This is a genomic window from Cellulomonas sp. (genome assembly GCF_036279715.1).
Taxonomy (GTDB): Bacteria; Actinomycetota; Actinomycetes; order Actinomycetales; family Cellulomonadaceae; genus Cellulomonas_A.
Map to the genome: position 1 here is coordinate 1 of NZ_DASUIR010000119.1, position 23,863 is coordinate 23,863.

24 protein-coding genes are annotated in these 23,863 nt (G+C 72.6%); 7 read left to right on the forward strand and 17 right to left on the reverse strand.

Features of this window, described 5'->3' with window-relative positions:
- The 3 genes from VFW79_RS11890 to VFW79_RS11900 form a co-directional block, all read left to right on the forward strand.
- A partial coding sequence (locus tag VFW79_RS11890) for a GuaB1 family IMP dehydrogenase-related protein (protein WP_329677501.1) occupies nucleotides 1–994 on the forward strand: 994 nt, incomplete at its 5' end.
- Nucleotides 988–1,683: an NUDIX hydrolase gene (locus VFW79_RS11895; protein WP_414647953.1), complete on the forward strand. Its 696-nt coding sequence runs from the start codon at nucleotides 988–990 to the stop codon at nucleotides 1,681–1,683. The genes VFW79_RS11890 and VFW79_RS11895, both read left to right, overlap by 7 nt.
- A 27-nt stretch (nucleotides 1,684–1,710) precedes the next feature.
- Nucleotides 1,711–2,601: an aminoglycoside phosphotransferase family protein gene (locus tag VFW79_RS11900; RefSeq protein WP_329677502.1), complete on the forward strand. Its 891-nt coding sequence runs from the start codon at nucleotides 1,711–1,713 to the stop codon at nucleotides 2,599–2,601.
- A gap of 29 nt (nucleotides 2,602–2,630) precedes the next feature.
- On the opposite strand, the gene VFW79_RS11905 is transcribed toward VFW79_RS11900, so the two are convergent.
- From VFW79_RS11905 to VFW79_RS11930, 6 genes are all read right to left on the reverse strand, one after another.
- The gene (locus VFW79_RS11905; protein WP_329677503.1) at nucleotides 2,631–3,056 is read right to left on the reverse strand and encodes a DUF1801 domain-containing protein; all 426 of its coding nucleotides are present in this window, start codon (nucleotides 3,054–3,056) and stop codon (nucleotides 2,631–2,633) included.
- A gap of 93 nt (nucleotides 3,057–3,149) precedes the next feature.
- Entirely contained in the window at nucleotides 3,150–5,906 is a 2,757-nt protein-coding gene (acnA, locus tag VFW79_RS11910; RefSeq protein ID WP_329677504.1) for an aconitate hydratase AcnA, read from the reverse strand.
- A gap of 160 nt (nucleotides 5,907–6,066) precedes the next feature.
- Nucleotides 6,067–6,294 carry a translation initiation factor 2 gene (locus VFW79_RS11915; RefSeq protein WP_329677505.1) on the reverse strand — a complete coding sequence of 76 codons (228 nt, stop codon included), beginning with the start codon at nucleotides 6,292–6,294 and terminating at the stop codon, nucleotides 6,067–6,069.
- 106 nt (nucleotides 6,295–6,400) lie between these two features.
- Entirely contained in the window at nucleotides 6,401–7,387 is a 987-nt protein-coding gene (locus VFW79_RS11920) for a GNAT family N-acetyltransferase (protein WP_329677506.1), read from the reverse strand.
- Nucleotides 7,388–7,504: 117 nt separating this feature from the next.
- On the reverse strand, nucleotides 7,505–8,794 hold the full coding sequence (locus tag VFW79_RS11925; protein WP_329677507.1) for a class I SAM-dependent RNA methyltransferase: 1,290 nt from the start codon (nucleotides 8,792–8,794) through the stop codon (nucleotides 7,505–7,507).
- A complete protein-coding gene (locus tag VFW79_RS11930) occupies nucleotides 8,784–10,796 on the reverse strand; it encodes an APC family permease (protein WP_329677508.1) in 2,013 nt (670 codons plus the stop codon). The genes VFW79_RS11925 and VFW79_RS11930 overlap by 11 nt, the downstream gene beginning before the upstream one ends.
- A gap of 114 nt (nucleotides 10,797–10,910) precedes the next feature.
- Between VFW79_RS11930 and VFW79_RS11935 the strand changes: the two genes are divergently transcribed.
- Both VFW79_RS11935 and VFW79_RS11940 read left to right on the forward strand, forming a co-directional pair.
- Complete coding sequence (locus tag VFW79_RS11935) at nucleotides 10,911–11,561, forward strand: potassium channel family protein (protein ID WP_109132745.1); 651 nt, start codon at nucleotides 10,911–10,913, stop codon at nucleotides 11,559–11,561.
- A complete protein-coding gene (locus tag VFW79_RS11940) occupies nucleotides 11,558–12,232 on the forward strand; it encodes a TrkA family potassium uptake protein (RefSeq protein WP_329677509.1) in 675 nt (224 codons plus the stop codon). The genes VFW79_RS11935 and VFW79_RS11940 overlap by 4 nt, the downstream gene beginning before the upstream one ends.
- Here the strand turns inward: VFW79_RS11940 and VFW79_RS11945 are convergent.
- The 4 genes from VFW79_RS11945 to dut all read right to left on the reverse strand — a co-directional run bounded on the left by VFW79_RS11945 (nucleotide 12,165) and on the right by dut (nucleotide 14,624).
- Nucleotides 12,165–12,902, reverse strand: coding sequence for a DUF3159 domain-containing protein (locus VFW79_RS11945; protein WP_329677510.1), 738 nt, complete (start codon nucleotides 12,900–12,902; stop codon nucleotides 12,165–12,167). The two genes, VFW79_RS11940 and VFW79_RS11945, sit on opposite strands and share 68 nt — an antisense overlap.
- Nucleotides 12,895–13,263 (reverse strand): OB-fold nucleic acid binding domain-containing protein, encoded by a 369-nt coding sequence (locus VFW79_RS11950; RefSeq protein ID WP_329677511.1) that lies wholly within the window; start codon nucleotides 13,261–13,263, stop codon nucleotides 12,895–12,897. The genes VFW79_RS11945 and VFW79_RS11950 overlap by 8 nt, the downstream gene beginning before the upstream one ends.
- On the reverse strand, nucleotides 13,260–14,054 hold the full coding sequence (locus VFW79_RS11955) for a DUF3710 domain-containing protein (protein ID WP_329677512.1): 795 nt from the start codon (nucleotides 14,052–14,054) through the stop codon (nucleotides 13,260–13,262). The genes VFW79_RS11950 and VFW79_RS11955 overlap by 4 nt, the downstream gene beginning before the upstream one ends.
- A 93-nt stretch (nucleotides 14,055–14,147) precedes the next feature.
- A complete protein-coding gene (gene dut, locus VFW79_RS11960) occupies nucleotides 14,148–14,624 on the reverse strand; it encodes a dUTP diphosphatase (RefSeq protein ID WP_329677513.1) in 477 nt (158 codons plus the stop codon).
- Nucleotides 14,625–14,683: 59 nt separating this feature from the next.
- Here dut and VFW79_RS11965 point away from each other — a divergent pair, with 59 nt between their 5' ends.
- Nucleotides 14,684–15,163 carry a DUF3093 domain-containing protein gene (locus VFW79_RS11965; protein WP_329677514.1) on the forward strand — a complete coding sequence of 160 codons (480 nt, stop codon included), beginning with the start codon at nucleotides 14,684–14,686 and terminating at the stop codon, nucleotides 15,161–15,163.
- Between the two features lie 81 nt (nucleotides 15,164–15,244).
- Here VFW79_RS11965 and VFW79_RS11970 read toward each other — a convergent pair whose 3' ends face one another.
- From VFW79_RS11970 to VFW79_RS11980, 3 genes are all read right to left on the reverse strand, one after another.
- A complete protein-coding gene (locus VFW79_RS11970) occupies nucleotides 15,245–15,544 on the reverse strand; it encodes a DUF4193 domain-containing protein (RefSeq protein ID WP_109132747.1) in 300 nt (99 codons plus the stop codon).
- A gap of 159 nt (nucleotides 15,545–15,703) precedes the next feature.
- A complete protein-coding gene (locus tag VFW79_RS11975; protein WP_329677515.1) occupies nucleotides 15,704–16,579 on the reverse strand; it encodes an inositol monophosphatase family protein in 876 nt (291 codons plus the stop codon).
- A gap of 63 nt (nucleotides 16,580–16,642) precedes the next feature.
- On the reverse strand, nucleotides 16,643–17,281 hold the full coding sequence (locus tag VFW79_RS11980) for a trimeric intracellular cation channel family protein (RefSeq protein ID WP_329677516.1): 639 nt from the start codon (nucleotides 17,279–17,281) through the stop codon (nucleotides 16,643–16,645).
- Between the two features lie 110 nt (nucleotides 17,282–17,391).
- Between VFW79_RS11980 and sepH the strand changes: the two genes are divergently transcribed.
- Nucleotides 17,392–18,495, forward strand: coding sequence for a septation protein SepH (gene sepH, locus VFW79_RS11985; protein WP_329677517.1), 1,104 nt, complete (start codon nucleotides 17,392–17,394; stop codon nucleotides 18,493–18,495).
- A 19-nt stretch (nucleotides 18,496–18,514) separates the two neighbouring features.
- Here sepH and VFW79_RS11990 read toward each other — a convergent pair whose 3' ends face one another.
- The 4 genes from VFW79_RS11990 to VFW79_RS12005 form a co-directional block, all read right to left on the reverse strand.
- Nucleotides 18,515–19,189: a thymidine kinase gene (locus tag VFW79_RS11990; protein WP_329677518.1), complete on the reverse strand. Its 675-nt coding sequence runs from the start codon at nucleotides 19,187–19,189 to the stop codon at nucleotides 18,515–18,517.
- A gap of 17 nt (nucleotides 19,190–19,206) precedes the next feature.
- Nucleotides 19,207–20,409 (reverse strand): nucleotide pyrophosphatase/phosphodiesterase family protein, encoded by a 1,203-nt coding sequence (locus VFW79_RS11995; RefSeq protein WP_329677519.1) that lies wholly within the window; start codon nucleotides 20,407–20,409, stop codon nucleotides 19,207–19,209.
- Nucleotides 20,406–20,987 carry a DUF5998 family protein gene (locus tag VFW79_RS12000; protein WP_329677520.1) on the reverse strand — a complete coding sequence of 194 codons (582 nt, stop codon included), beginning with the start codon at nucleotides 20,985–20,987 and terminating at the stop codon, nucleotides 20,406–20,408. The genes VFW79_RS11995 and VFW79_RS12000 overlap by 4 nt, the downstream gene beginning before the upstream one ends.
- A gap of 77 nt (nucleotides 20,988–21,064) precedes the next feature.
- Nucleotides 21,065–23,806, reverse strand: coding sequence for a GNAT family N-acetyltransferase (locus tag VFW79_RS12005; protein WP_329677521.1), 2,742 nt, complete (start codon nucleotides 23,804–23,806; stop codon nucleotides 21,065–21,067).
- Between the last annotated feature and the right edge of the window lie 57 nt (nucleotides 23,807–23,863).

The following is a 23,863-nucleotide window of genomic DNA, read 5'->3' on the forward strand; positions in this document are numbered from 1 at the left end:
CACGAACCCGACGGTCGTCCCGCTCGACGTCCTCACCCAGGCCGGCGCGCACGGGCTCGAGGCCGCGTTCGAGGCCCTGCACGGGTCCCGGCGCCGATTCTCCCCCGTTGTCCGCGGCGACGAGCTCGTCGGGATCCTCACCCAGATCGGCGCCCTGCGCTCGTCCATCTATCAGCCCGCGCTCGACGACGCCGGGCGCCTCCGCGTCGCTGCGGCCGTCGGGATCAACGGCGACGTCAGAACCAAGGCGGCGGAGCTGCTCGAGGCGGGCGTGGACGTGCTCGTCGTCGACACCGCGCACGGTCACCAGCGCAAGATGCTCGAGACGCTCGCAGCGGTACGAGCGCTCGACCCGGACGTCCCGGTCGTCGCCGGCAACGTCGTGACCGCCGAGGGCACGCGGGACCTGATCGAGGCCGGCGCCGACATCGTCAAGGTCGGGGTGGGACCCGGCGCGATGTGCACGACGCGCATGATGACCGCCGTCGGGCGGCCGCAGTTCTCCGCCGTGCTCGAGTGCGCCGCCGAGGCCCGGCGCCACGGTGCGCACGTCTGGGCGGACGGCGGGGTGCGTCATCCGCGCGACGTCGCCCTCGCGCTCGCTGCCGGTGCCTCGCAGGTCATGATCGGGTCGTGGTTCGCGGGCACGCACGAGTCCCCCGGTGACCTGCACACGGATGCCGACGGGCGGCTGTACAAGGAGAGTTTCGGGATGGCGTCGGCTCGGGCCGTCGCAGCACGCACGCGTGCCGGCTCCCCGTTCGAGCGCGCGCGCAAGGCGCTCTACGAGGAGGGCATCTCGTCGTCCCGCATCTACCTCGACCCTGAGCGACCCGGTGTGGAGGACCTGCTCGACCGGATCACGTCGGGCCTGCGCTCGGCCTGCACCTACGTCGGTGCGACGACGCTCGAGGAGTTCACCGAGCGCGCCGTCGTCGGGATCCAGTCGGCCGCCGGGTACGACGAGGGGCGCCCGCTGCCGGAGGGTTGGTGACGGCAGCGGCCGAGCCGTCGGCGGCCTCGGCGCGCGCGCAGCTCGTCGAGCTGTGCGCGCGCCCGCCCGAGAGCTGGCCGGGCTCGACGGGGCCGCTGCACGCGTCGTCGGACCCGCGTCCGGCCGCGGTCCTCGTGCTCTTCGGCGTGCTCGACGCGATCCCGGCGCGAGCGACCGACACTCCCGTGGCGCGGGACCTCGACGTGCTGCTGCTGCGCCGCGCGTCGACCCTCACCGACCATGCCGGGCATGTCGCGTTCCCCGGCGGCCGGATCGAGACGCAGGACGCCGGGCCGGTCGACGCGGCGATCCGCGAGGCGGTCGAGGAGACCGGCCTCGACCCGACGGGGGTCGACGCGCTCGGAACGCTGCCGCCGCTCGCGCTGGCCGTCAGCAACCACCTGGTGACCCCGGTACCCGCCTGGTGGGTGCGACCGACGCCCGTCGTGGCGGTGGACCACGGCGAGACCGTCGACGTGTTCCGGGTGCCGGTCGCGGACCTGCTGCACCCGGACAACCGGGGCTCGACGGCTCATGTGCGGGCCGGCCGCACGTGGCGTGCCCCGGCGTTCGTGGTCGGTGAGGTCATCGTGTGGGGGTTCACGGCGATCGTGCTCGACCGGATGTTCGACGCTCTCGCCTGGACCCAGCCGTGGGACCAGCACCGCCTGATCGAGCTCGCGTCGTAGGGTCGAGCCCCACCTCAGGAGGCTGCATTGGCCGGCACACCGTCCGCCGACGTCGACGTCACGGTCGACCTCGTGCGCCGACTGCTGCGGTCTCAGCACCCCGACCTGGCGGACCTGCCCCTGCGGCTCGTGGCGAACGGCTGGGACAACGTGACCCTTCGGCTCGGCGAGAGCCTGGCCGTGCGGGTGCCCCGGCGCGAGCCGGCTGCGCAGCTCATGCGCAACGAGCAGCGCTGGCTGCCGGTGCTGGGCCCCCGGCTCGGCGTCGACGCGCCCGTCCCGGTGCGGATCGGCTTCCCGGCGGACGAGCTGGCCTGGGGCTGGAGCGTCGTGCCGTGGTTCACCGGCACGATGGTGGCCACCGCGCCCGTGGCTGCCCGCACGCGGCTCGCACGACCCCTCGCTCAGGTGCTCGCGCGCCTGCACGCTCCGGCGCCCGACGATGCGCCGTCGAACCCCGTCCGGGGCGTCCCGTTGCGCGCCCGCGACGACGCCGTGCGCGCCCGGCTCGCCTCGGGACTCGTCCCGGACGCGAGCCGTGTCGGCCGGCTCTGGGACGAGCTGCGCGACACCCCGGTCTGGACCGGCCCGGCGCTGTGGATCCATGGCGACCCGCACCCGCTCAACCTCCTCGAGGGTCCCGACGGCGGCCTGGCCGCGATCCTCGACTTCGGCGACGTCACGAGCGGCGACCCGGCCACGGACCTGGCGACCGCCTGGATGACGTTCGACGCGGCCGCCCGCGCGGAGTTCCGGGCCGCGACGACCGAGCTCAGCGGCACCGACGCGAACACGTGGCGGCGGGCCCGCGGGTGGGCGCTGTCCTTCGCGACGATCTTCCTCGCGCACGGCGACGACGAGCCGCTCATGCGCAGCATCGGCGAGCACACCCTGCGCGAGGTCGTCGCCGGCGGCTGACCCGCGAGTCGTCGCGCAGACAGAGGCGGCTAGGCGAGTCGGCCGACGGCGGCGTACGACAGCCGCACGAGCTCCGCGAGCACCTCGAGGTCCACGTCGGCCAGCCGCTTGAGGTGCAGGCTGCCCCGTGAGATCTTGTGCGGTCCCAGCGGCACGAGCATGGCGCGGTACCCGTCAGCCCCGTCGATGAGGTAGAGCGTCGTGTCTGCCTTCCGCGGCGAGAACGCGATGGCGGCGGTGTCCTCCTGGAGCCCGCTCGGGTACCGGTACGTGTGCCGTCCGAAGCCGATGACCGACGTCCCCCACAGCTCGGGCGGCTCCCCCGTGACCCGGGCGATGAGCTCGATCAGCGTCCGGGCCTCCTGCCTGCGGACCGGGTCGGCGATCGACGACACGAACGCGTCGGCGTCTCCGCCGTGCGCCGTCCCGCTCGGTTCCTGCTCAGCCGTCGCCATGCGCCGATTGTGCCAGCAGACCGCTGCACCGGAGGGCGCCCGCACAGGGTGCGAGCGCCCTCCGGCGGGCCGTCCGGACCGTCGAGGAGCAGGTCAGGACGCGACGAGCGAACGCAGCACGTACTGCAGGATGCCGCCGTTGCGGTAGTAGTCGGCCTCGCCGGGCGTGTCGATGCGCAGCACGGCGTCGAACGTGACCGACGTGCCGTCTGGCTTCGTCGCCGTGACGAGGAGCGTCGCCGGTGTGGTGCCCTCGTTGAGCGCCGTCACCCCCGCGATGTCGAACGTCTCGGTGCCGTCGAGCCCGAGCGTCTCGGCCGACTCCCCCGCCGGGAACTGCAGCGGCAGCACGCCCATCCCGATGAGGTTGGACCGGTGGATCCGCTCGAAGCTCTCGGTGATGACGGCCCTGACCCCCAGCAGCGCGGTGCCCTTCGCGGCCCAGTCGCGCGACGACCCCGAGCCGTACTCCTTGCCGCCGAGGATGACGAGCGGGACCCCGGCCGCCTGGTACGCCTGCGACGCGTCGTAGATCGTCGTCTGCTCATCGGTCAGCAGGTTGCGGGTGAAGCCACCCTCGACCCCGGGGACCAGCTGGTTGCGCAACCGGATGTTCGCGAACGTTCCGCGGATCATGACCTCGTGGTTGCCTCGGCGCGAGCCGTAGGAGTTGAAGTCCCGACGGTCTACGCCGTGCTCGGCGAGATAGGCACCCGCGGGGCTGTCCGCCTTGATCGAGCCGGCGGGGCTGATGTGGTCGGTCGTGACCGAGTCGCCCAGCTTGGCCAGGACGCGCGCGCCCGTGACGTCTGTGACCGGGGCAGGCTCGGCGGTCATCCCCTCGAAGTACGGAGGCTTGCGCACGTACGTCGAGTCGGGGTCCCACGCGAACGTGTCGCCGACCGGGGTCTGCAGCCCGCGCCACTGCTCGTCGCCCGTGAAGACGTCGGCGTAGTCCTTGGTGAACATGTCCCGGTCGATCGACGCGTCGATCGTCGCCTGGACCTCCTCGGCCGTCGGCCAGATGTCCCGCAGGAACACGGGCGTGCCGTCGTCGGCGCGGCCCAGCGGCTCGTGGTCGAAGTCGAACTCCATCGTGCCCGCGAGCGCGTAGGCGATGACGAGCGGCGGCGACGCGAGGTAGTTCATCTTGATGTCGGGGTTGATGCGCCCCTCGAAGTTGCGGTTGCCCGACAGCACCGAGACGACGGCGAGGTCGTGCGTGTTGACCGCGGCCGACACCTTCTCGTCGAGCGGCCCGGAGTTGCCGATGCACGTCGTGCAGCCGTAGCCGACGAGGTGGTAGCCGAGCTTCTCGAGGTAGGGCCAGAGCCCCGCCTTCTCGTAGTAGTCCGTGACGACCTGCGAGCCGGGAGCCATCGACGTCTTGACCCACGGCTTGGCGGTCAGGCCCTTCTCGACGGCCTTCTTCGCGAGGAGGCCGGCGGCCAGCATGACCGACGGGTTCGACGTGTTGGTGCACGACGTGATCGAGGCGATCGCGACCGCGCCGTGGAACAGGTCGAACGTCCGGCCGGTCGAGTCCGTGACGGGAACGGTGCGTCGGGTGGACGCCCGGATCGCCGGCGAGTCGGAGGCGGGGAAGGACTCCTTCTCCGCCTCGTCGACGGTGTCCCGCACCTCGGGTGCATACGTCGGCAGGTCGCGCTCGAACGCGGCCTTGGCATGCGTGAGCTCGATGCGGTCCTGCGGACGCTTCGGGCCGGCGATCGACGGGACGACCGTCGACAGGTCGAGCTCGAGGTACTCCGAGAACATCGGCTCGACGTAGCCCGCGGCCGTCGGGTCGAGCCAGAGTCCCTGCTCCTTGGCGTACGCCTCGACCAGGGCGATCTGCTCGTAGGAGCGGCCCGTGAGGCGCAGGTAGTCCATCGTCACCGAGTCGATCGGGAAGATCGCGGCCGTCGACCCGAACTCCGGGCTCATGTTGCCGATCGTGGCGCGGTTCGCGAGCGGCACGGCGGCGACCCCGTCGCCGTAGAACTCGACGAACTTGCCGACCACGCCGTGCTGGCGCAGCTGCTGGGTGATCGTCAGGACGACGTCGGTCGCCGTGACCCCGGCGGGGATCGCGCCCGACAGCTTGAAGCCGACGACACGCGGGATGAGCATCGACACCGGCTGGCCGAGCATGGCCGCCTCCGCCTCGATGCCGCCGACGCCCCAGCCGAGCACGCCGAGCCCGTTGACCATCGTGGTGTGCGAGTCGGTGCCGACGCACGTGTCCGGGTACGCGCGCAGGACCCCGTCGACCTCGCGGGTCATCACGGTGCGTGCGAGGTATTCGATGTTGACCTGGTGCACGATCCCGGTGCCGGGCGGGACCACCTTGAAGTCGTCGAACGCCGTCTGCCCCCAGCGCAGGAACTGGTAGCGCTCGCGGTTGCGCTGGTACTCGAGGTCGACGTTCCGGGCGAACGCGTCGGGCCGGCCGGCGACGTCGATCTGCACCGAGTGGTCGATGACGAGCTCAGCCGGTGCGAGGGGGTTGATCCGGCTCGGGTCCCCGCCCAGCTCCGCGACGGCCTCCCGCATCGTCGCGAGGTCGACGATGCACGGCACACCGGTGAAGTCCTGCATGATCACGCGCGCCGGCGTGAACTGGATCTCGGTGTCCGGCTGCGCGTCCGGGTCCCACGCCGCGATCGCGCGCACGTGGTCGGCCGTCGTGTTGAGGCCGTCCTCGGTGCGCAGCAGGTTCTCGGCGAGGATCTTGAGGCTGTACGGGAGGCGCTCGACGCCGGGGACGGCCGCGAGCCGGAAGATCTCGTAGGACGCATCACCTACCTCGAGCGTGCCCTTCGACCCGAAACTGTCGACGCTGCTCACTGTGGCTCCTTCGCTGGGCGGGCATACCGACGGTGGCGACCCGCCGGGACAGGGTGGCGGTCGCCGCCGGCCGCAGCCGGCACGCGGCCATGTATCTCGATGTCAAGATACATGGTAACGGGTCGGGCCGAGCCGGGCGACACGCCACCGGCCGCGCAGATCAGCTGTGCGATGTTCCCTTGGCGCCCTTGGCGCCCTTGGCGCCCTTGGCAGACTTGTCCGCCTCTGCCTCTGCCGCGGCGGCGTCGGCCGCTTTCCGCTCGAACTCCACGGCTCGCCGGTGCGCCCGGGCGTCGTACTCCGGGGTTCCCTGCTTGTAGAGCTCCTCGCTCGCGACCCGGCTCGCCTCGGCGAGCCGCATCGCGGCCTCGTGCTCGTTGTCGGTCATCGTCGTCGACTCCCTCCGTCCGGGCCACCGCGGCCCGGCGCACCACCACGGTAGGCCGCAGCACGGTCAGTCCGCGAGGCCTGGCGACCACGGCGCCGTCACGCTGTCACGCAGGCTCGCGCACCCAGCTGTCGATCCGGTGGCTGCGGGTCGGCAGCAGCCCGCGGTACATGGCGTTCGCCTCCGCGTGCCACCCGGTGGCGGTCGCGCGCGGCACGCCTCGTTCCGCCAGCAGGTCGAGGCACTCGGCGACCGCAGCCGTCGCAAGCCCCAGCCCGCGCGAGCCCGGCCGCGTGCCGACGCCCTCGATGACCGCCGGTGCGCCCGATCCCGGGACGAAGCCGAAGCACGTCACGACGTCGAGCCCGTGCGGCGCGATCACCGCGAGGTCGAGCTCGGGCAGGTAGCCCGGCAGGTCCGCGCGCGGGTAGGCCGCGTCCTTCGGCACCCAGCCCTCGCCGAGGAACGCCTCGGCCATGCACACGAGCCGCGCTCGGCGGCCGCCGGTGTGCAGGATGTCACGCACCGTGTAGCCCGGGGGCAGGACGACGCGGCGCAGAGGGGTCGTCGCGAACTCGTGGATCATCCCCACGCCGGTCTCGACCGGACGGAAGCCCAGACGACGCAGCGCTTCCTCATGGACGTCGCCGACGACCACCTGCGTGCGCGCAGCGCCGGCCTCGCCCCACGCGCTCAGGGCATCGGAGACGACGGGCTCGGCGACGTCCACCCACGCCGGGTGGACGACGACGTCGAACCGGCGGCCCGGTCGCTCGTGGATCGCGACCGCCACGATCACACCGCGACTGTCGCGCCAGACCCGGACGTTCCTGCTGAGGTGGTCAGGGTCGCCCACGCGCCACTCGAGCGCGTCCACGCCCCACCAGATGTCCCAGCGGGTCGAGTCCCAGCAGACGGGGCGCTCGAGCAGGACCGTCACGGCATCGAGGAACGTCGCGACCTCGGCACGGAGGGCGGGTGCGTCGAGGACGCTCACGTCGCGAGCGACACCACCGTGCGCGGAGACCCCCGCCGAGCCGCCGCGACGGCGGTCATCGGTGTCGTGCGAGATCACGCTGGCATCTGTCCCCATGCTTCGAGGATGCCCGCGCGGTCGACGACCCAGCGGGGACCTTCGTCCGTCAGCCGTCGTGCGGCCCAGCCGCGGGCCGTGAGCCTCACCACACCCGGGCGCACGCGGGACGCGGGATCACGCCGGGACGAGAACCGCCACGCACTCGACGTGGTGCGTCATCGGGAACAGGTCGAACGCCCGCACGTCGCCCAGCGCATAGCCCGCGCCCGCGAAGTAGGCGATGTCCCGGGCGAGGGCCGCGGGGTCGCACGCCACGTAGACGACCCGCTCGGGCCGCAGCGCCGCGATCGCCTCGACGACCACGCGACCCGCACCGACGCGCGGCGGGTCGAGGACCACGACGTCGGCGTGCACGACGCTCGAGCTCGAGTCGTCCTCGCCGGTCATGACACGTCCCACGTCGCCCTGGAGCAGCTCGACGTTCGGGCGGTCGTGAACGACGCGGCGGGCGTCGCGCACGGCCCGTGCATCGCCCTCGACCGCGACGACGGCGCCCGTCGGGCCGACTGCTTCGGAGATCGGGACGGTGAACAGCCCCGAGCCGGAGTACAGGTCGAGCACCGTGGCGCCGTCGACGTCACCCAGTGCCTCGAGCACAGCACGCGCGAGGACACCGGGTGCCTCGCGGTGGACCTGCCAGAACGCGCTGGCGCCGACGCGGAACACATGGGTGCGCCCGGCGATCTCGACGATCTCGTTGACCGACGACCGGGCGTTCGGGCGGGGATCGGGGCGGCCACGGCGCAGGTCGAAGGGCTCGCCGTCGACCAGGACCAGTGGCGCGTCGCCGCCGGCGGGGGCCACGGCCTCGATGCGCGCACCGGGTCGCCAGGTCTTCGAGAACAGGTCCAGCCCGACGATGGCCTCGCTCGCGAGCGGCATCGAGTCCAGCGCGAGCACGTCGTGCGAGCGGAACTTGCTCATGCCGGCGCGCCCGGAGGCGTCCGCGACGAGCTCGATCCGCGTGCGCCAGCCCAGCCCGCCACGCTCGTCGTCGCCGGGGGCCGCCTCGACCGGGACCTCGCGCTCGACATGCGCGAGCCTGCTCAGCTGCTCGGCGATGACCGTCGACTTCCAGGCGCGCTGCGCAGGCAGGGCCACGTGGGCGAGCTCACCGCCACCCACTCCCCCGGGGCCCGCCGCGGGCCAGGCCGAGGGGACGCGGTCGGGTGACGACACGAGGACCTCGACGGCGTCGGCGCGCCAGAACGTCGCGCCCTCGCCGGCCTCGGTGAGTCGCGCGAGCACCCGTTCACCGGGCAGGGTGTGGCGGACGAAGACGACGCGACCTCGTCCGGCCCCGTCCGCTCCGGACGTCCCGTCGTCAACCGGCTCCAGGCGTGCCACGCAGTGCCCGCCGTGCGCGATGGGGCCGATCTCGAGCTCAATCAGGTCAGAGTCCACGCGGAACGGTACCCCGGACGCGGTCCTCGAGCCCCGTCTGCCCGTGCGTGGACGCGAGCTGCCACGGCACGGAGGCGACCACGACGCCCGGGGTGAAGAGCAGGCGACCCTTGAGCCGCAGCGCGCTCTGGTTGTGCAGGAGCTGCTCCCACCAGTGGCCGACGACGTACTCGGGGATGTACACGACGACGAGGTCGCGCGGGCTCTCGCGCCGGATCGAGCGCACATACGTCAGGATCGGGCGCGTGATCTCCCGGAACGGCGAGTCCAGCACCTTGAGCGGGACGGGCAGGTCCAGGCTCTCCCACTCCGCCTGCAGCGAAGCGACGTCCTCCGGATCGACACCCACCGTCACTGCCTCGAGGACCTGCGGTCTGGCGGCCCGCGCGTACGCGATCGCACGCATCGCCGGTCGGTGCAAGCGTGAGACGAGCACGATCGCGTGCACGCGGCTCGGGAGAGCACGAGCAGCCTCGGCATCGTCGCCGAGGGCGAGCTCTTCGCGCACCGAGTTGTAGTGACGATGGATGGACTGCATGAGGATGAACACGACAGCCATCGCCAGGATCGCGATCCACGCTCCGTGCGTGAACTTGGTCACAAGAACCACCAGCAGGACGGTCGCCGTGAGAATGAAGCCAGCTGCGTTGATGACGCGAGACCGTCGCATCTGCCTGCGCTCCTGCTGGCCCGCCGCCGTGCGCAGATTGCGCGTCCAGTGGCGAACCATTCCGAGCTGGCTCAGCGTGAACGACACGAACACACCCACTATGTAGAGCTGGATTAGCCGCGTCACCTGGGCGTCGAAGGCCACGATGAGCGCGATAGCAGCCGCGGCAAGCGTCAGGATCCCGTTGGAGAACGCGAGCCGGTCCCCGCGCGTGTGCAGCTGTCGCGGGAGATAGCCGTCCTTTGCGAGAATCGACCCCAGGACGGGAAATCCGTTGAACGCCGTGTTGGCCGCGAGCACGAGGATGATGCCGGTGACGATCGAGACCGAGACGGTCGCTGCGGTCGCGCCGGGAAAGCCTCGGAAGATGGTCTCGGTGAGCTGACCGATGACTGGGTGCTGGAGGTAGGTGTCTCCGACGGGGACACCGTTCCTCAACAGCTGGCTGGTCGGATCCTCCACGTAGCGCAGACCCGTGGCCCGGGCCAGCACCAGGATCGAGATGACGAAGGCGGCCGAAATGACCCCAAGCAGCGCGAGCGTCGTCGCGGCATTGCGGGCCTTCGGCTTGCGGAATGCAGGCACGCCGTTCGCTATCGCCTCCACGCCGGTCAGGGCTGAGGACCCGGACGCGAACGCACGGAGCACCAAGAACGTGCCGGCCACGCCGGCGAGCCCCTGGTCGAAGCCCGGCGAGGGAAGGACTGTGAGCGCCGAGCTCGCCGCCATCGGCAGGCTGCCCATCGCATAACGCACGAAGCCGGTGATCGCCGTGACACCGATCGCCAGCATGTACAGGTAGACCGGGGCCGCGAAGGCGTTTCCGGATTCCCTCACCCCACGCAGGTTGGCGAGCGTGAGCAGGATCACGAGCCCGACCGCGAGCGGCACCTCATGCCCCCGTAGGGCGGGGAGCGCCGAGGAGGCGTACTGCGCACCCGACGAGATCGACACGGCCACCGTGAGGACGTAGTCCACCAGGAGGGCGCTCGCCACCGTCGTACCGGCCTTCGGGCCGAGGTTGACGGTGGCGACCTCGAAGTTGCCGCCGCCCGACGGGTAGGCATGCACGAGCTGCCGGTACGACACGATCACGGTGCCCATCACGAAGGCGACCGCGAGCCCCACCCACGGCGAGATTGTGGTCGCCGCGACCCCGGCGATCGCGAGCGTCAGCAGGATCTCGTCTGGCGCGTACGCGACCGACGAAAGCGCGTCCGAGGCGAAGATCGGAAGAGCGATCCGCTTGGGGAGCAGGGTGTGGCCCAGCCGGTCGCTGCGGACGGGCCGTCCGAGGAGCAAGCGTTTGGCGGTATCCGCGATGTCCGGCACGGGAGCCCATGCTAGGCCAGTGCACCCTGGACTTCGCGCGGACCAGCGGCGTGAGCGCTGGACGGCAACGACGTCCGGCCTGGTATAGCGTGACCGGCTGTGCACTTCGTCATCATGGGCTGCGGCCGGGTCGGAGCGACTCTCGCCCAGTCGCTCGAGGGACAAGGCCACTCTGTGGCCGTCATCGACCAGAACCCCGAGGCCTTCCGCCGCCTCGACGCCGAGTTCTCCGGCAACAAGGTCACGGGCCTCGGGTTCGACCGCGACACGCTTCAGCAGGCCGGCATCGAGGACGCCTACGGCTTCGCGGCAGTGTCCGACGGTGACAACTCGAACATCCTTGCGGCACGCGTCGTGCGCGAGAAGTACGGCGTCGACAACGTCGTCGCACGGATCTACGACCCGCACCGCGCCGAGATCTACCAGCGCCTGGGCATCCCCACGGTCGCAACCGTCCGGTGGACCGCCGACCAGGTGCTGCGCCGCCTGCTCCCGATGGGGGCGACAGAGGAGCACCGCGACTCCTCCGGCCACATCGTCCTCGCCCAGGTCGACGTCCACCCCGGGTGGGTGGGTCGACCGTTGCGGGCCCTCGAGGAGGCCAGCGGGGCCCGCGTCGCGTACGTGACGCGCTACGGCGACGGCGTCCTGCCGACCCCGGCCACCGTCATGCAGGAGAACGACACCGTGCACGTCCTGCTGCGCACCGACGAGGCCCACCACGTCGAGCGCACGCTCACCCACGCACCGGAGGTCTCCGCATGAGGGTCGTCATCGCTGGAGCGGGCTCCGTCGGGCGCTCGATCGCGCGCGAGCTCCTGGGCCACGGGCACGAGGTCACCCTGATCGACCGGCAGCCGTCCGCGATGCGCATCGCGCAGGTCCCGGATGCCGAGTGGCTGCTCGCGGACGCGTGCGAGCTGCCGACGCTCACGCAGGCGAAGGCCGACGAGTGCGACGTCGTCGTCGCCGCGACCGGCGACGACAAGGCGAACCTCGTGATCGCCCTGCTCGCCAAGACCGAGTACGGCGTGCCGCGGACGGTGGCCCGCGTCAACAACCCGAAGAACGAGTGGATGTTCGACGAGGCGTGGGGCGTGGACGTCGCCGTGTCGACCCCGCGCATCATGACGGCGATGGTCGAGGAGGCCGTCGCGGTCGGCGACCTCGTCCGCATCTTCACGTTCCACCAGTCCGGCGCCGACATCCTCGAGCTGACGCTCCCGGTCGAGTCCCCGCTGGTCGGCGTGCGCGTCGGTCAGGTGATCTGGCCCGCGGACACGGTGCTCGCGTGCATCATCCGAGGAGACCGGCCGATCGCCCCGAGCATCGACGACACGCTCGAGGCCCACGACGAGCTGATGTTCGTCACGGGTCGCGAGGCGGACGAGAAGGAGCTCGAACGGCTCCTGACCCACGGACCATCAACCACGTGACCCACAGGCCGACCGCGAACAGCGGGACGCCCATCACGAGCTTCGCGGTTCCGAGCCACCCCACGGCGTCGCTGCCCTGCAGGTAGAGCGGGACCTGCACGGCGAGCCGCAGGCCGAAGACCGCGGCCCACAGCCAGGTCGCCCACGCGTACCGGCGGCGGGCCGCGCGGGCCTCGGGGCGGGTGCGCCACGACATGTCCTCGCCGCGGACCAGGCTCACGATCACTCCGACGGCCGGCCACCCCACGAGCACCGAGACGGCCGCACCCGCGCACCATGCGACGTTGACGCCCAGCCCCCAGGCGAAGAAGTTCTGCGCCTCGCCGGTGCGCCAGGCCCACACGACGCCGATCGCCACCCCGAGCACGCCGGAGAACGCCTGGGTGACCGCGGTCCGCTGCACGAGTCGCACGACGACGGCGGCCAGGGCCAGCGCGGCGGACGCGATCAACGACGGGGCCAGCCGGTGCGTGGCGACGAACACCACGACGAACACGAGGCCGGGCAGTGCCGACTCGACGAGTCCGCGGACGCCGCCGATCGCCTCGGTGAACGAGAACTCCTCCCCGGCGATCATCCGCACCCCGCGTGCGCCGGCGAGCGGGGCGACCGCACCCACGGGCTCCGCGGCGGCCGGGTCGGGCTGCGACGCCTCCACGAGCTCACTCACCGGGTCGGGGCCGCAGCTCGTAGCGCGGGTTGAAGACCGTCGGGCGACCCGCCATGTCACAGACGAACCCGTCGATGCGCAGGCGCCGCCCGGGGTTGATGCCGGCGATCGCGCGACGACCGAGCCAGACCAGATCGATCGTGCCGCTGCCGTCGTAGAGCTCGGCCTCGAGCGCGGGCACTCCCTCGCGCGGGCGCAGCGTGACGGACCGCAGCACGCCGGACACGCTGACGCGGTGGCGGTCGCTCACCTTGTCCACCGGGACGCAGCCGACCGTCTGCTTCGCCTCGGCGCGCTCCTCCGCGGCCTCGATCTCCGACTGGGACTCGAACGCCCGGTGCAGGACCTCGCGCAGGCTCATCGGATCTCCGTGATCTCGGGGCCCCGGGTCATGGGGTCGAACGAGGGCGTCGACGCCTCGGCAGCGTCCGGCACGATGGCCGGCCGCTCACCGGGGATGCGCAGCGGGAGCAGGTCACGCGGCGCGCACGCCTCGGCGCCGCGGACGACGACGATGTCGGCGAAGATCCGCTCGATCGCCTCGGCGGCCGCCGGGTCGACCGCACCCTTGCCGGTCACGACTCCCCGCACGAACCAGCGCGGGCCGTCGGTGCCGATGAACCTCGCCGGGCGGTGGCCCGTGCGTCCCTCGGCCGTGCGGACGGGCAGCCGGGCGAGCAGCTCGCGACCGAACGGCCCGGGAAGGTCGTCGGCCGAACCGCCCTGCTTGATCACGGACTCGGCGATCTCGGCGCGGATGTCGTCCCAGATCCCCTCGGTCCGAGGAGCCGCGAACGCCTGGATCTGGAGCGTCGAGCCCTCGATGCTGACCGCGGCCGCCGAGACGGCACCCGTGGCCTTGTCGATCTCCATGCGCAGCTCCATGCCCTGGACGGCGGGCAGCTGGATCGCGCCGAGGTCCACCCGGGGACCGGCCCCGGGTGCCTCATCGACGTCCCACGGGCCACCTGCGCGCACCGCCGGAGCGTGCGCGTCCGTGTCCTGGGCGTCGGTCGTCGCACCCTCGACCCCACCGTCGTCGACCCCGGCGTCATCGACGACCGCGGCCTCGACGTCCTGGTCCTCGACGGCGTGCTCGACCCCTGCGTCCTCGGCGGTACGCGCGTGCGTACCGCGCCGGAAAAGACCCACAGCTCGTCCCTCTCTGAAGATGTCACCCGCCCTGGGGTACCCCACGACAGTAATCCGCCCCTGCGCCGTGTCCAGCGCGGGGCGCGCAGGTCGTCAGGTGGCCGGCGTACCGGTCGACGTCCATCCGCCGCTCGAGCCGAACCCGCCGTCGCCTCGGTGCGATCCCGGCAGCCGCTCGGCCTCGACGAACCGCGCCCGCTCGACGGCCTGGATCACGAGCTGGGCGATCCGGTCGCCACGGTGCAGCACGACGGGCTCGGCCTGGTCGGTGTTGAGCAGCGTGACGGCGATCTCCCCCCGGTAGCCGGCATCCACCGTGCCCGGAGCGTTGACGATCGTCAGTCCGTGGCGGGCAGCGAGTCCCGAGCGCGGATGCACGAACGCGGCGTACCCGTCCGGCAGGGCGATCGCGATGCCGGTCGGCACCGTCGCGCGGCCCTGCGGCGGGATCACGACGTCGATCCTGGTCACGAGATCCGCGCCCGCGTCGCCGGGGTGGGCGTAGCCCGGAACCGGCACCCCGTCGTCGAGCCGCAGGAGCAGTACCTCGAGAGTCGTGTCGCCCGTCACGGGGCCCGACCCTACCGTCTGATCGCGACCGTCTGATCATGGGTGGGATGCTTGGCCGCATGCCTGCCGATCTCGACCGCCCCACGCCCTCGCTCTTCGCTGAGCGGCTGCGACCGGGTCCCGCCGTGTGGATCGTCATCGTCGGCCTGGCCGGCATGCTGACGATCTCGTTCGTCCCTCTCGGGCTCGGGCTCGCCCTCGGCATCGGTGCCGCGGCCCTCGTCGTGGGCGCTGTGCTGGGCCTCGCCACCGCGCCGCGCGTCGAGGTGGCGGACGGCGAGCTGCGCGCAGGTTCCGCCCACATCCCGCTCGACCTGCTCGGTCCGGTGCGCGTCCTGGACCGGGAGGCGACCCGGCACGAGCTCGGGCCGGCGCTCGACGCCCGCGCGTACGTGTGCCTGCGGTCGTGGATCGGCACGGCTGTCCGGATCGAGGTCAGGGACCCGCTGGACCCCACCCCCTACTGGCTCGTCTCGACGCGCCGACCGCAGGTGCTGGTGGCCGTGCTCGCGCAGCAGTCGGCGCCGACCGGGCCGTGACGCACCGAGGCCAGGAGCTCCGGTCACCCGGAGGTCCTGGCCTCGACGTGCGTCAGTGCGGCGTGCAGTGGTCGTTCGGGGTCAGGCCGCGCACTCGGAGCAGACGGGCTGTCCGTCCTTCTCGTACGCGAGCTGGCTGCGGTGGTGGACGAGATAGCACCGGGTGCACGTGAATTCGTCCGCCTGGCGCGGAAGCACCCGGACCGACAGCTCCTCACCGGAGAGATCGGCTCCGGGGAGCTCGAATCCTTCGGCAGCTTCGGTCTCGTCCTCGTCCACCACGCCCGAGTTCTTGTCGGAGCGCCGGGCCTGGAGCTCCTGGAGCGAGTCCTCGCTCAGGTCCTCCTCGGTCTTGCGCGGGGCGTCGTAGTCGGTTGCCATCTGCGGGTTCACACTCCGGTCATGTCGGCGGATCGTCGTACGCGGGATCAATGCTTCGGCGCTGCACTTTGTTCCCGCGGCGGTGGGATTGTGCACCATATTTCGGCGCCGCGCACCCGGACGCCGCCCAGGGGCGACCGCGACGCCTCGCACACCGGCTCAGGAGTCCGCGTCGGCCTCCAGGTCCTCCAGCAACGAGATCAGCTCCTCGACCGTGCCGGGCGCCCCTGCGACCGTCATCGCCTCCCCTGCGGGCAGTCCCCGCAGGCCCGTGACCAGCGCGCCGGCCTCCTGGGCGACGAGTGCACCGGCAGCGTGATCCCACGGCCGCAACCCGCGTTCGTAGTGCAGGTCGAGCCCGCCGGACGCCACCGTGCACAGGTCGAGCGCGGCGGACCCGATGCGACGAATGTCACGTACCTGGGGCAGGAGGGCAGCGACGACCCGCGCCTGCGCGCGACGACGCTCGACGGTGTACCCGAAGCCCGTCCCCAGCAGCGACTCGGCGAGCGGCCGCGCCGCGTTGACCCGGATGGGGCGACCGTCGAGCTGCGCCCCGAGCCCGCGGCCGGCGGTGTAGGTCCGCCCGTCGGCGACCGAGTGCACGCAGCCCGCCACCGCGGTCCACGTCGCCGGGTCGGGCTCCCCCGCCACGACTGCGACTGAGATCGCGTAGGCCGGGATCCCATACAGGTAGTTGACGGTGCCGTCGATCGGGTCGAGGACCCAGGTGAGGCCGGTCGTCCCGGCGACGTGGCCCTCCTCCTCCCCCAGGACGCCGTCGCCAGGGCGCCGCTCGGCCAGCATCGTGCGCAGCAGCGCCTCGGACGCGAGGTCCATCGCCGTGACCACGTCGATCGGGCTGGACTTCGTGGCCGCGACGTCGACCCGGTCGGGTCGCCCGTCGCGCACGAGGTGACCCGCCGCCCGCGCCAGCTCCTCAGCCAGGGCGACGAGCTCGCGCACGGTCGCGGCGTCAGGTGGTGCGGCGGACGTCGGGTCGGGCCAGCGGGGGTCGGTCGGCTGTGAGGTCACGCGACCATCCTGCCCGACCTGCCTGAACGCGAGGTGACGCCGACACCTCGCGACGCGACCGGTTCAGCCCTCGCGCGCACCGCCCCGCCAGGGTCCGGGGACGTTCAGGTGGAACCGCATCGCGACGAGCCGGAGCCCGAGGACGAGGGCGACGGCGAGGCCGACCGTGAGCGTCGAGAGCGACGAGGTGGACCACAGCGCGACGGTGAACGACGCACCGATGACCGCGGGGATCGCGTAGAGCTGGCGATGGTGCAGGACGACCGGCACCTCGCCCGTCAGCAGGTCGCGGAGCACGCCGCCGCCGACGCCCGTGATGACCCCGACGCACACCGCCGCGGTCGGCCCGGCGCCCAGCGAGAGGCCCTTGACTGTCCCGACGATCGTGAAGAGCGCGAGCGCGCCGGCGTCCAGCACGGCGATCATGCGCCGGGCCCGTTCGAGTCGCGGGTGGAAGAAGTACATCGTGACGCCCGCGAGGCACGCGGTCAGGATGAACTCCCACCGACCGATGCCCACCGGGGGGAACGCGCCGATGAGCACGTCGCGCATGAGCCCGCCTCCGAGCCCCGCCGCCCACGCCAGCACCAGGATGCCGAAGATGTCGAACTGCTTGCGGATGGCGGCCAACGCGCCCGACAGTCCGCCCACGAAGACGCCGACGAGCTCCAGGACCTGTTCGAGGGGGAGATCGGGCGGCACGCCCCGATCCAACCGCACCCGGTCCGCGGGCGGTGCGCGGCGCACCGCAGCGCCTACCGGCGATCGGGACGTTTCGGTGGCAGTCTCGTCCCTGAGTACCGGGAGGTCGGATGGGTGAGCTCGAGCTGATAGGACTGCACGACGACGGCGAGCATCTCGTGCTTGCCGCGCCGGACGGTCAGCGCTTCCGCCTGCGCATCGACGAGCCGCTGCGTGCGGCCGTGCGTCGCGACCGGCCGCAGCTCGAGCAGCTGCGCGCCGCTCGTGCGGGGTCGTTGAGCCCGCGTGAGATCCAGATGCGCATCCGTGCCGGCAGCACCGCGCAGGAGGTCGCCGACGAGGCCGACCTCGTCGTCGAGCAGGTCCGCCGCTACGAGGGCCCGGTCCTCGCGGAGCGTGCGTTCATCGCCGACCAGGCGCGGTCGACCCGGGTCGGGCGCGACGCGGGTGCCCCCGTGCTCGGCGATCTTGTCACCGACCGCCTGGCTGCCCGGGGCGTAGCCCTCGTGACACTCGCCTGGGACGCGCACCGATCGCAGTCCGGCCCGTGGTTCGTCGTGGCGCGGTTCATGGTCGGTGACGGCGACGAGCGCGAGGCGCGGTGGACGTTCGACCCGGCGAAGCGCGTCGTGCAGGCCGACGAGGACGAGGCCCGGTGGCTGTCCGAGACCGAGATCGCCGACGAGCCGATCCCGCGTCGGCACCTGGCTGCGGTGCGGGACATGGTCTTCGACGTCGAGGCGACCGGCGCCGTCCGGCCCGTGCTCGAGTCCGTCGATGCCCACGCGGACCGAGCCGACGAGCTCGAGGCAGTGCCCGAGCCCGATCCGCGCGAGCGCACGCACGCGCTCCTCGACGACCTGAGCAGCCGCCGCGGCATCCGTCAGCAGATCGACCTGGACGACGACACCGACGACGAGGAGGAGTTCGAGGGCTTCGGCCCGCAGCACGCCTTCGACTTCGCGACGTTCGAGGCCCAGGTACCCGGCGCGCACCCTGTCGACGCCGACCCCGCCGCGGAGGCGACGGTGCTGCCTGCCCCGCACGCCCGCCCTGAGCCTGCGAGCGTCACGCGTCGGTTGACCCGCGCCGGCGACGACACCGCCGTGCAGGCCGCAGACGAGGCACCCGTGCCCGAGCGCGCCAAGGCCCGCAAGGCACGTGCCAAGGTGCCCAGCTGGGACGAGATCGTGTTCGGCGCCAAGCCCGAGTGATGACGGAGGGCTCCCGCCCTCAACGGTGAGTGGCTGCCGGGCCGCCGTCCGGCAGGAGGCCCAAGGTCTGCGGGGACGGCGCGGCCGCGCGCGCGGTGCCGGCCGTCATACGACGCATGTGGTGGCGGCGGCACAGCACCTCGTAGCCGACGGCGTCCTCGTCCGCCTGGACGTCGCCGACGACGACCTGCGCGCCCTCGACGACCATGACGCCCGCCACGGTGCGGGCGTTGTGCGTCGCACGTGCGCCGCACCAGCACAGCGCCCGGACCTGGAGCTCCTCGACGCGGTCAGCGATCTCGACGAGGCGCTCGGACCCGGGGAAGAGGTGCGTGCGGAAGTCGGTCGAGATGCCGAAGGCGAACACGTCGGCGCCCAGGTCGTCGACGACGCGCGCGAGCTGGTCGATCTGCGTCGCTGAGTAGAACTGGGCCTCGTCGCAGATCAGGTAGTCGACGGACCGGCCGCGGGTCCGCAGCGCCACGACCTCGGCCCAGAAGTCGGTGCTGTCCGTCACCTCGTTCGCGCCGACGCTCAGGCCCAGGCGCGACGACAGCCGCGCGACCCCGGCACGGTCGTTCCGGGTGTACAGCAGACCGTCGCGATCGCGCGCGGCATGGTTGTGGTGCATCTGGAGGGCGAGCGTCGACTTGCCCGAGTCCATCGTGCCGGAGAAGAACACCAGCTCAGCCACCGAACGTCACCTTCTGCTCAGGCCTGCACGGTCAGGAGGGGAACCGTCAGCTCGTGGGGCGTCAGCGAGCCGTGCACGCCGACGAGATCGAGCGACATCCGGGACTGCGTCCGGGAGTCGACGACCGTTGCGCGGCCCGTCATCGCGACGACGACGTCGCCGATCATCGGTCGGACGTGCTCGGCGACCGGCCCGAACCAGCCGTCGGCGACCGCGTCGTCACCGAGCGCGACGACGGCTGCGCCGCCGAGCGTCGCGGCCCATCGACGGGCGACGGCCTGCGACCGCTCCCCCGTGCCCGGCCCGGCGGGGACGTGCAGGTGCAGCGCGCGCGGCTCGCCGGCGACGAGCTCGACGCCCTCCTTGAGGGCGGCGGTCTGCGCGACGTCCCAGCGCTGCGAGCGGTCGACGTCGACCATGCCGTGGTCGGCCGTCACGACGAGGGTCGTGCCGCGTGGCAGCGACCGCGCGAGCCGCGCGAGCTCGCGGTCGAGCGTGGCCAGCTCGTTGCCCCACTGGCGCGAGCCCCAGCCGTGGTGGTGCCCGATCTTGTCGATCTCTCCCCAGTAGAGGTAGACCAGGGCCGGACCCATGAGCTCGAACAGGGCGACGTCGACGCGGTCGGGCAGCGACTCCGCCGCCCGGTACGAGCCGCCCCGCAGCGCCGCCTCGGTCAGGCCGGAGCCCGCGAACTTCCGCGGACCGACGCTCGTGACCGGGATGCCCGCGGCCTCGACCTGCTCGAACAGTGTGGGCTCCCGTTGCCACTCGCGCGGCGAACCCGCCCCGTCCCACGAGACGAGGTTCGCGAGTCCGCCCGTGACGGGGTTGCGCGCGGTGTAGCCGACCATCCCGGTGCGGCCCGGTGACGTGCCGGTGCCGAACATGCCCATCGAGGCGGCCGTCGTCGACGGGTAGCCCGAGCACAGGTCGGTGCCACCGGCGAGCAGCGAGCGCAGGAACGGTGCCTGGCCGGCCCGCTCGGACAGGTTGAGCAGACCGAGACCGTCGACGAGCACGACGCACGCGCGCTGCGTCGTCGCCAGGCCGAGCGAGGCGCGTGCCGCGGGTCCACCGGGGACGTCGCGGGCGCCGATCGCATCGGCGACGGCGGGCAGGATCAGCCCGATCGAGCGGTCGTAGTCCGGGAGGACGAAACCGGCAGACGTGAGGGTCGCCGGACCGCCGCCGCGTGCCGACGCCGTGGCCGAGGCGTTCATCGTCCTCGGGCGGCGGCGTTGAGGCGGCGCGCGAAGGCCGTCGCGGCTCGGACCGCGGCAGCGCCCTCGGCCACGGCACTGACGCGGACGACGACGTCGTCGGGAGTGAGTGTGCCGGTGAGGCCGTGGTCCGCCTCGCACGCGGGGTCGGGGCACGCGACCGGTTCGAGGTCGATCCGCGAGACCGCGCCCCACCCGATGGCCAGGGTGATCTCGGACGCGACGTCACCCGCGCGGTGCTTCTCGGGCGAGTCGATGACATGCGTGAGCGCGATCGACCGCAGCTCCGCGACCGGGACGGACTCCGTCGTGGCCGACGCGCTCGCCGACGGGTTCTCGCTGTCCGCCGGGTGGTCGTCGACGTGGGTGACGACCAGTCGCGTCGGGGTGAGGACGAGCACGGTGACGTGGCGACGCACCTCGGCCTCGTCGAACGTCGTCTCGGGCAGCACGAGGTACGCGACGAGCTCCTCGTCTGCGAGGGCGACGTCGAGGACGTCGGCGACCAGCTCGGGGTAGTAGCCCGCACGGTGGAGGTCATGACGGAGATCAGTGAACGCTGCTGGCACGGCCTCCATCCTTCCACCTCGGCGGCGCGCCTCGGCTCGTGCGGGCCCGTCGGGGCGGTCCGGACCTGCGCCGCGGCCGATCAGCCTCACGACGGCAGGGCCCGTCGCGACCCGTCGGCGCGGTCGGCCTGGGCGAGCTGGGCGTGCGCGCCGAGCAGCACCGCGCCGCGCTCGGCGACGACCACCGGGTTGAGCTCGAGGCTGCGCAGCTCGGGCAGGTCGTCGGCGAGCACCGACACGCGAGCGATGACGTCCTCGAGCGCGGCGACGTCGAGCGGCGGCAGGCCTCGGTAGCCGAAGAGCCGCGGGGCGGCGCGGGCGGTCCGGACGAGCTCGGCCACGTCGACGTCGGTGAGCGGCGGCACCGCGTAGCTGATGTCGCCGAGGAGGTCGGACGCGTCACCCCCGAGCCCGAAGCTGAGGACGGGACCGATGAGGGGGTCCTCCGCGGTCCGCACGACGCAGGCGGCTCCGTGCGGGGCCATCGACTGCACCTCGAGCGGTGCGCGTCCCGGTGCCGGGACGTGGGACGCGGCAAGGTCCAGCACCTGGACGACGTCGGCGCGCATCTCGGCCTCGTCGTGCACGTCGAGCCGGACCCCACCCAGGTCGGCCCGGTGCCGCAGGGCCGGCACGGTGGTCTTGAGCGCGACCGGCCAGCCGAGGCGGCGGGCCGCCACGACTGCCTCGTCCGCGGACCAGACGGGGATGGCCTCGAGCACGTGGACGCCCACGAACGCCAGGAGCTCGGCGGTCTGCGCGGCGTCGAGGTCCACGGTCACACCCGGCTCCACGCCCTCGAGCCATCCGGCGACCGCACGTCGGGCGGCGCGCGTGTCGACGCCCACGGGGTGCACGCGCTCGCCCTGGTCCGCCATCCGCCACGCGGCGTACCGCGCTGCCTGCCCGAGCGCGAGGACCGCGTCCTCGGGCGTCGTGTAGGCGGGGATCGTCCAGCTGCGACCGGACGTGTCGGTCGCGGTGAGCTCGGGGGTCGCACCGTGCAGGCCCAGCAGGCAGGCAACCGTCGCGCGGCCCGAGCCCGCCGCCTCCCGGGCCAGAGCGCGTCCGACCCGGTCGTCCGCCTGCCCGACGATCGGCATGTGCACCGCGACGACGACGTCGACCGCGTCGTCGTCGTACAACCGGCCGACGGTCGAGTCGATCACGTCGTCGGTGGCATCCTCCGCGAGGATGGCGGCCTGGCGCCCGACGACCAGCCCCGCCGCGACGGCCGCCTCCGACACGAGCGAGGCCATCGACGCCGAGCTCGCGAGGACCGCGGCGCGCCGACCGCGCGGGAGCGGCTGGTGCATGAGCAGCTGGGCGACCTCGAGCATCTGGTGGGTGTTCTCGACCCGGATGACGCCGGACTGGCGCATGACCTCCTCGAGCGTGCGGCGAGGCGCGTAGGTGGTGCGCACGGCGTGCCCGGGGGGCACGACGTGCCCGGACCTGCCGGCCGTCACCACCACGACGGGCTTGACGCTCGCGAGGCGGCGAGCGACGCGCGAGAACTTGCGGGGGTTGCCGATCGACTCGAGGTACAGCCCGACGACCTGCGTGGCGTCGTCGTCACGCCAGAACTGCATCAGGTCGTTGCCGGACACGTCCGCACGGTTGCCCGCGGACACGAACTGGGCGAGACCGAGGTGCCGACGACGGACCGAGGCGAGCAACGACACCGCCATCGGCGCGGACTGGCAGAACAGCCCGAGCGTGCCGGGCGGCGGAGGGTCGACCGCGAGCGACGCGTTCAGCGTCCGACCATCAACGGTGGCGAGCAGCCCGTAGGAGCCGGGGCCGACCACGCGCATGCCGGCGGCGTGGGCAGTCCGCAGCAGTGCACGCTGCAGCGCGAGCCCGTCCGGACCTGTCTCGGCGAACCCTGCGGACAGGAGGACCACGCCGCGCACCCCGAGCCGTGCCAGGGCGTGGACCGCGTCGACCGACTCGGCAGCCGGGACCGCGAGGACCGCGAGGTCGACCGTCCCGGGGATGTCCGCGATCGACTGCCACGACCGCGGCGCACCCGACCCGGCCGGGATCGCGGCATCCGCCGGGTCGAGACCGACGACGTGCAGCTCCAGGTCGCTCGAGCTCGCGACGAGGTTCGCCAGCACCCGCCGCGCCAGGAGGTCCTCCATCGAGCCCGGCGGCGAGGCCGTCGACGCCACGACGACGACCGATCGGGCCGTCAGGAGCCCCTGGACGCTGCGCGCCTCGGCCCGGTGCTCGCGGTCGGCCATGACCGCGAGCGAGCGGTCGGTGGGGTCGAGGTCGAAGTCCACCGACACGATCCCGTCGTCGATGGACTGCCGGACGGCGTACCCCGCCTCCCGGAACACCGCGATCATCCGACCGTTCTGCGGCAGGACGTCGGCCATGAACCGGCGCACGCCCCGCTCGCGCGCAGCGGCCGCGAGGTGCTCGAGCAGGACCGAGCCGAGCCCACGGCCGTGGTGCGCGTCGGCGATGTTGAACGCCACCTCGGCCTCGTCGTCGCCGACGCGGTCGTAGCGCGCGACGCCGATGATCTCGTCGTCGGCGGTGACCGCGATGAGCGCGACGCGGCTGTCGTGGTCGACGTTCGTGAAGCGCTCGAGGTCACGGTCCGACAGCCGCGCGAGCGACGCGAAGAACCGCAGGTAGGTCGAACGATCGGACTGGGCGACGTGGAACGCCTGGAGCGCGGGTGCATCGGTCGGGAGGATGGGGCGGATGTGGGTCGTCGTGCCGTCGCGCAGGACGACATCGGCCTCCCACCCGGCCGGATAGTCGTGGCCGCCCGCGCCGGGCTCGCGCGGGTCGCCCGGGACGTCGGTCATACCTGTCAGGCTAGTGCGGCGCGCGCCGGGCGACAGTGCTCGTCGCCACCCGGCGAG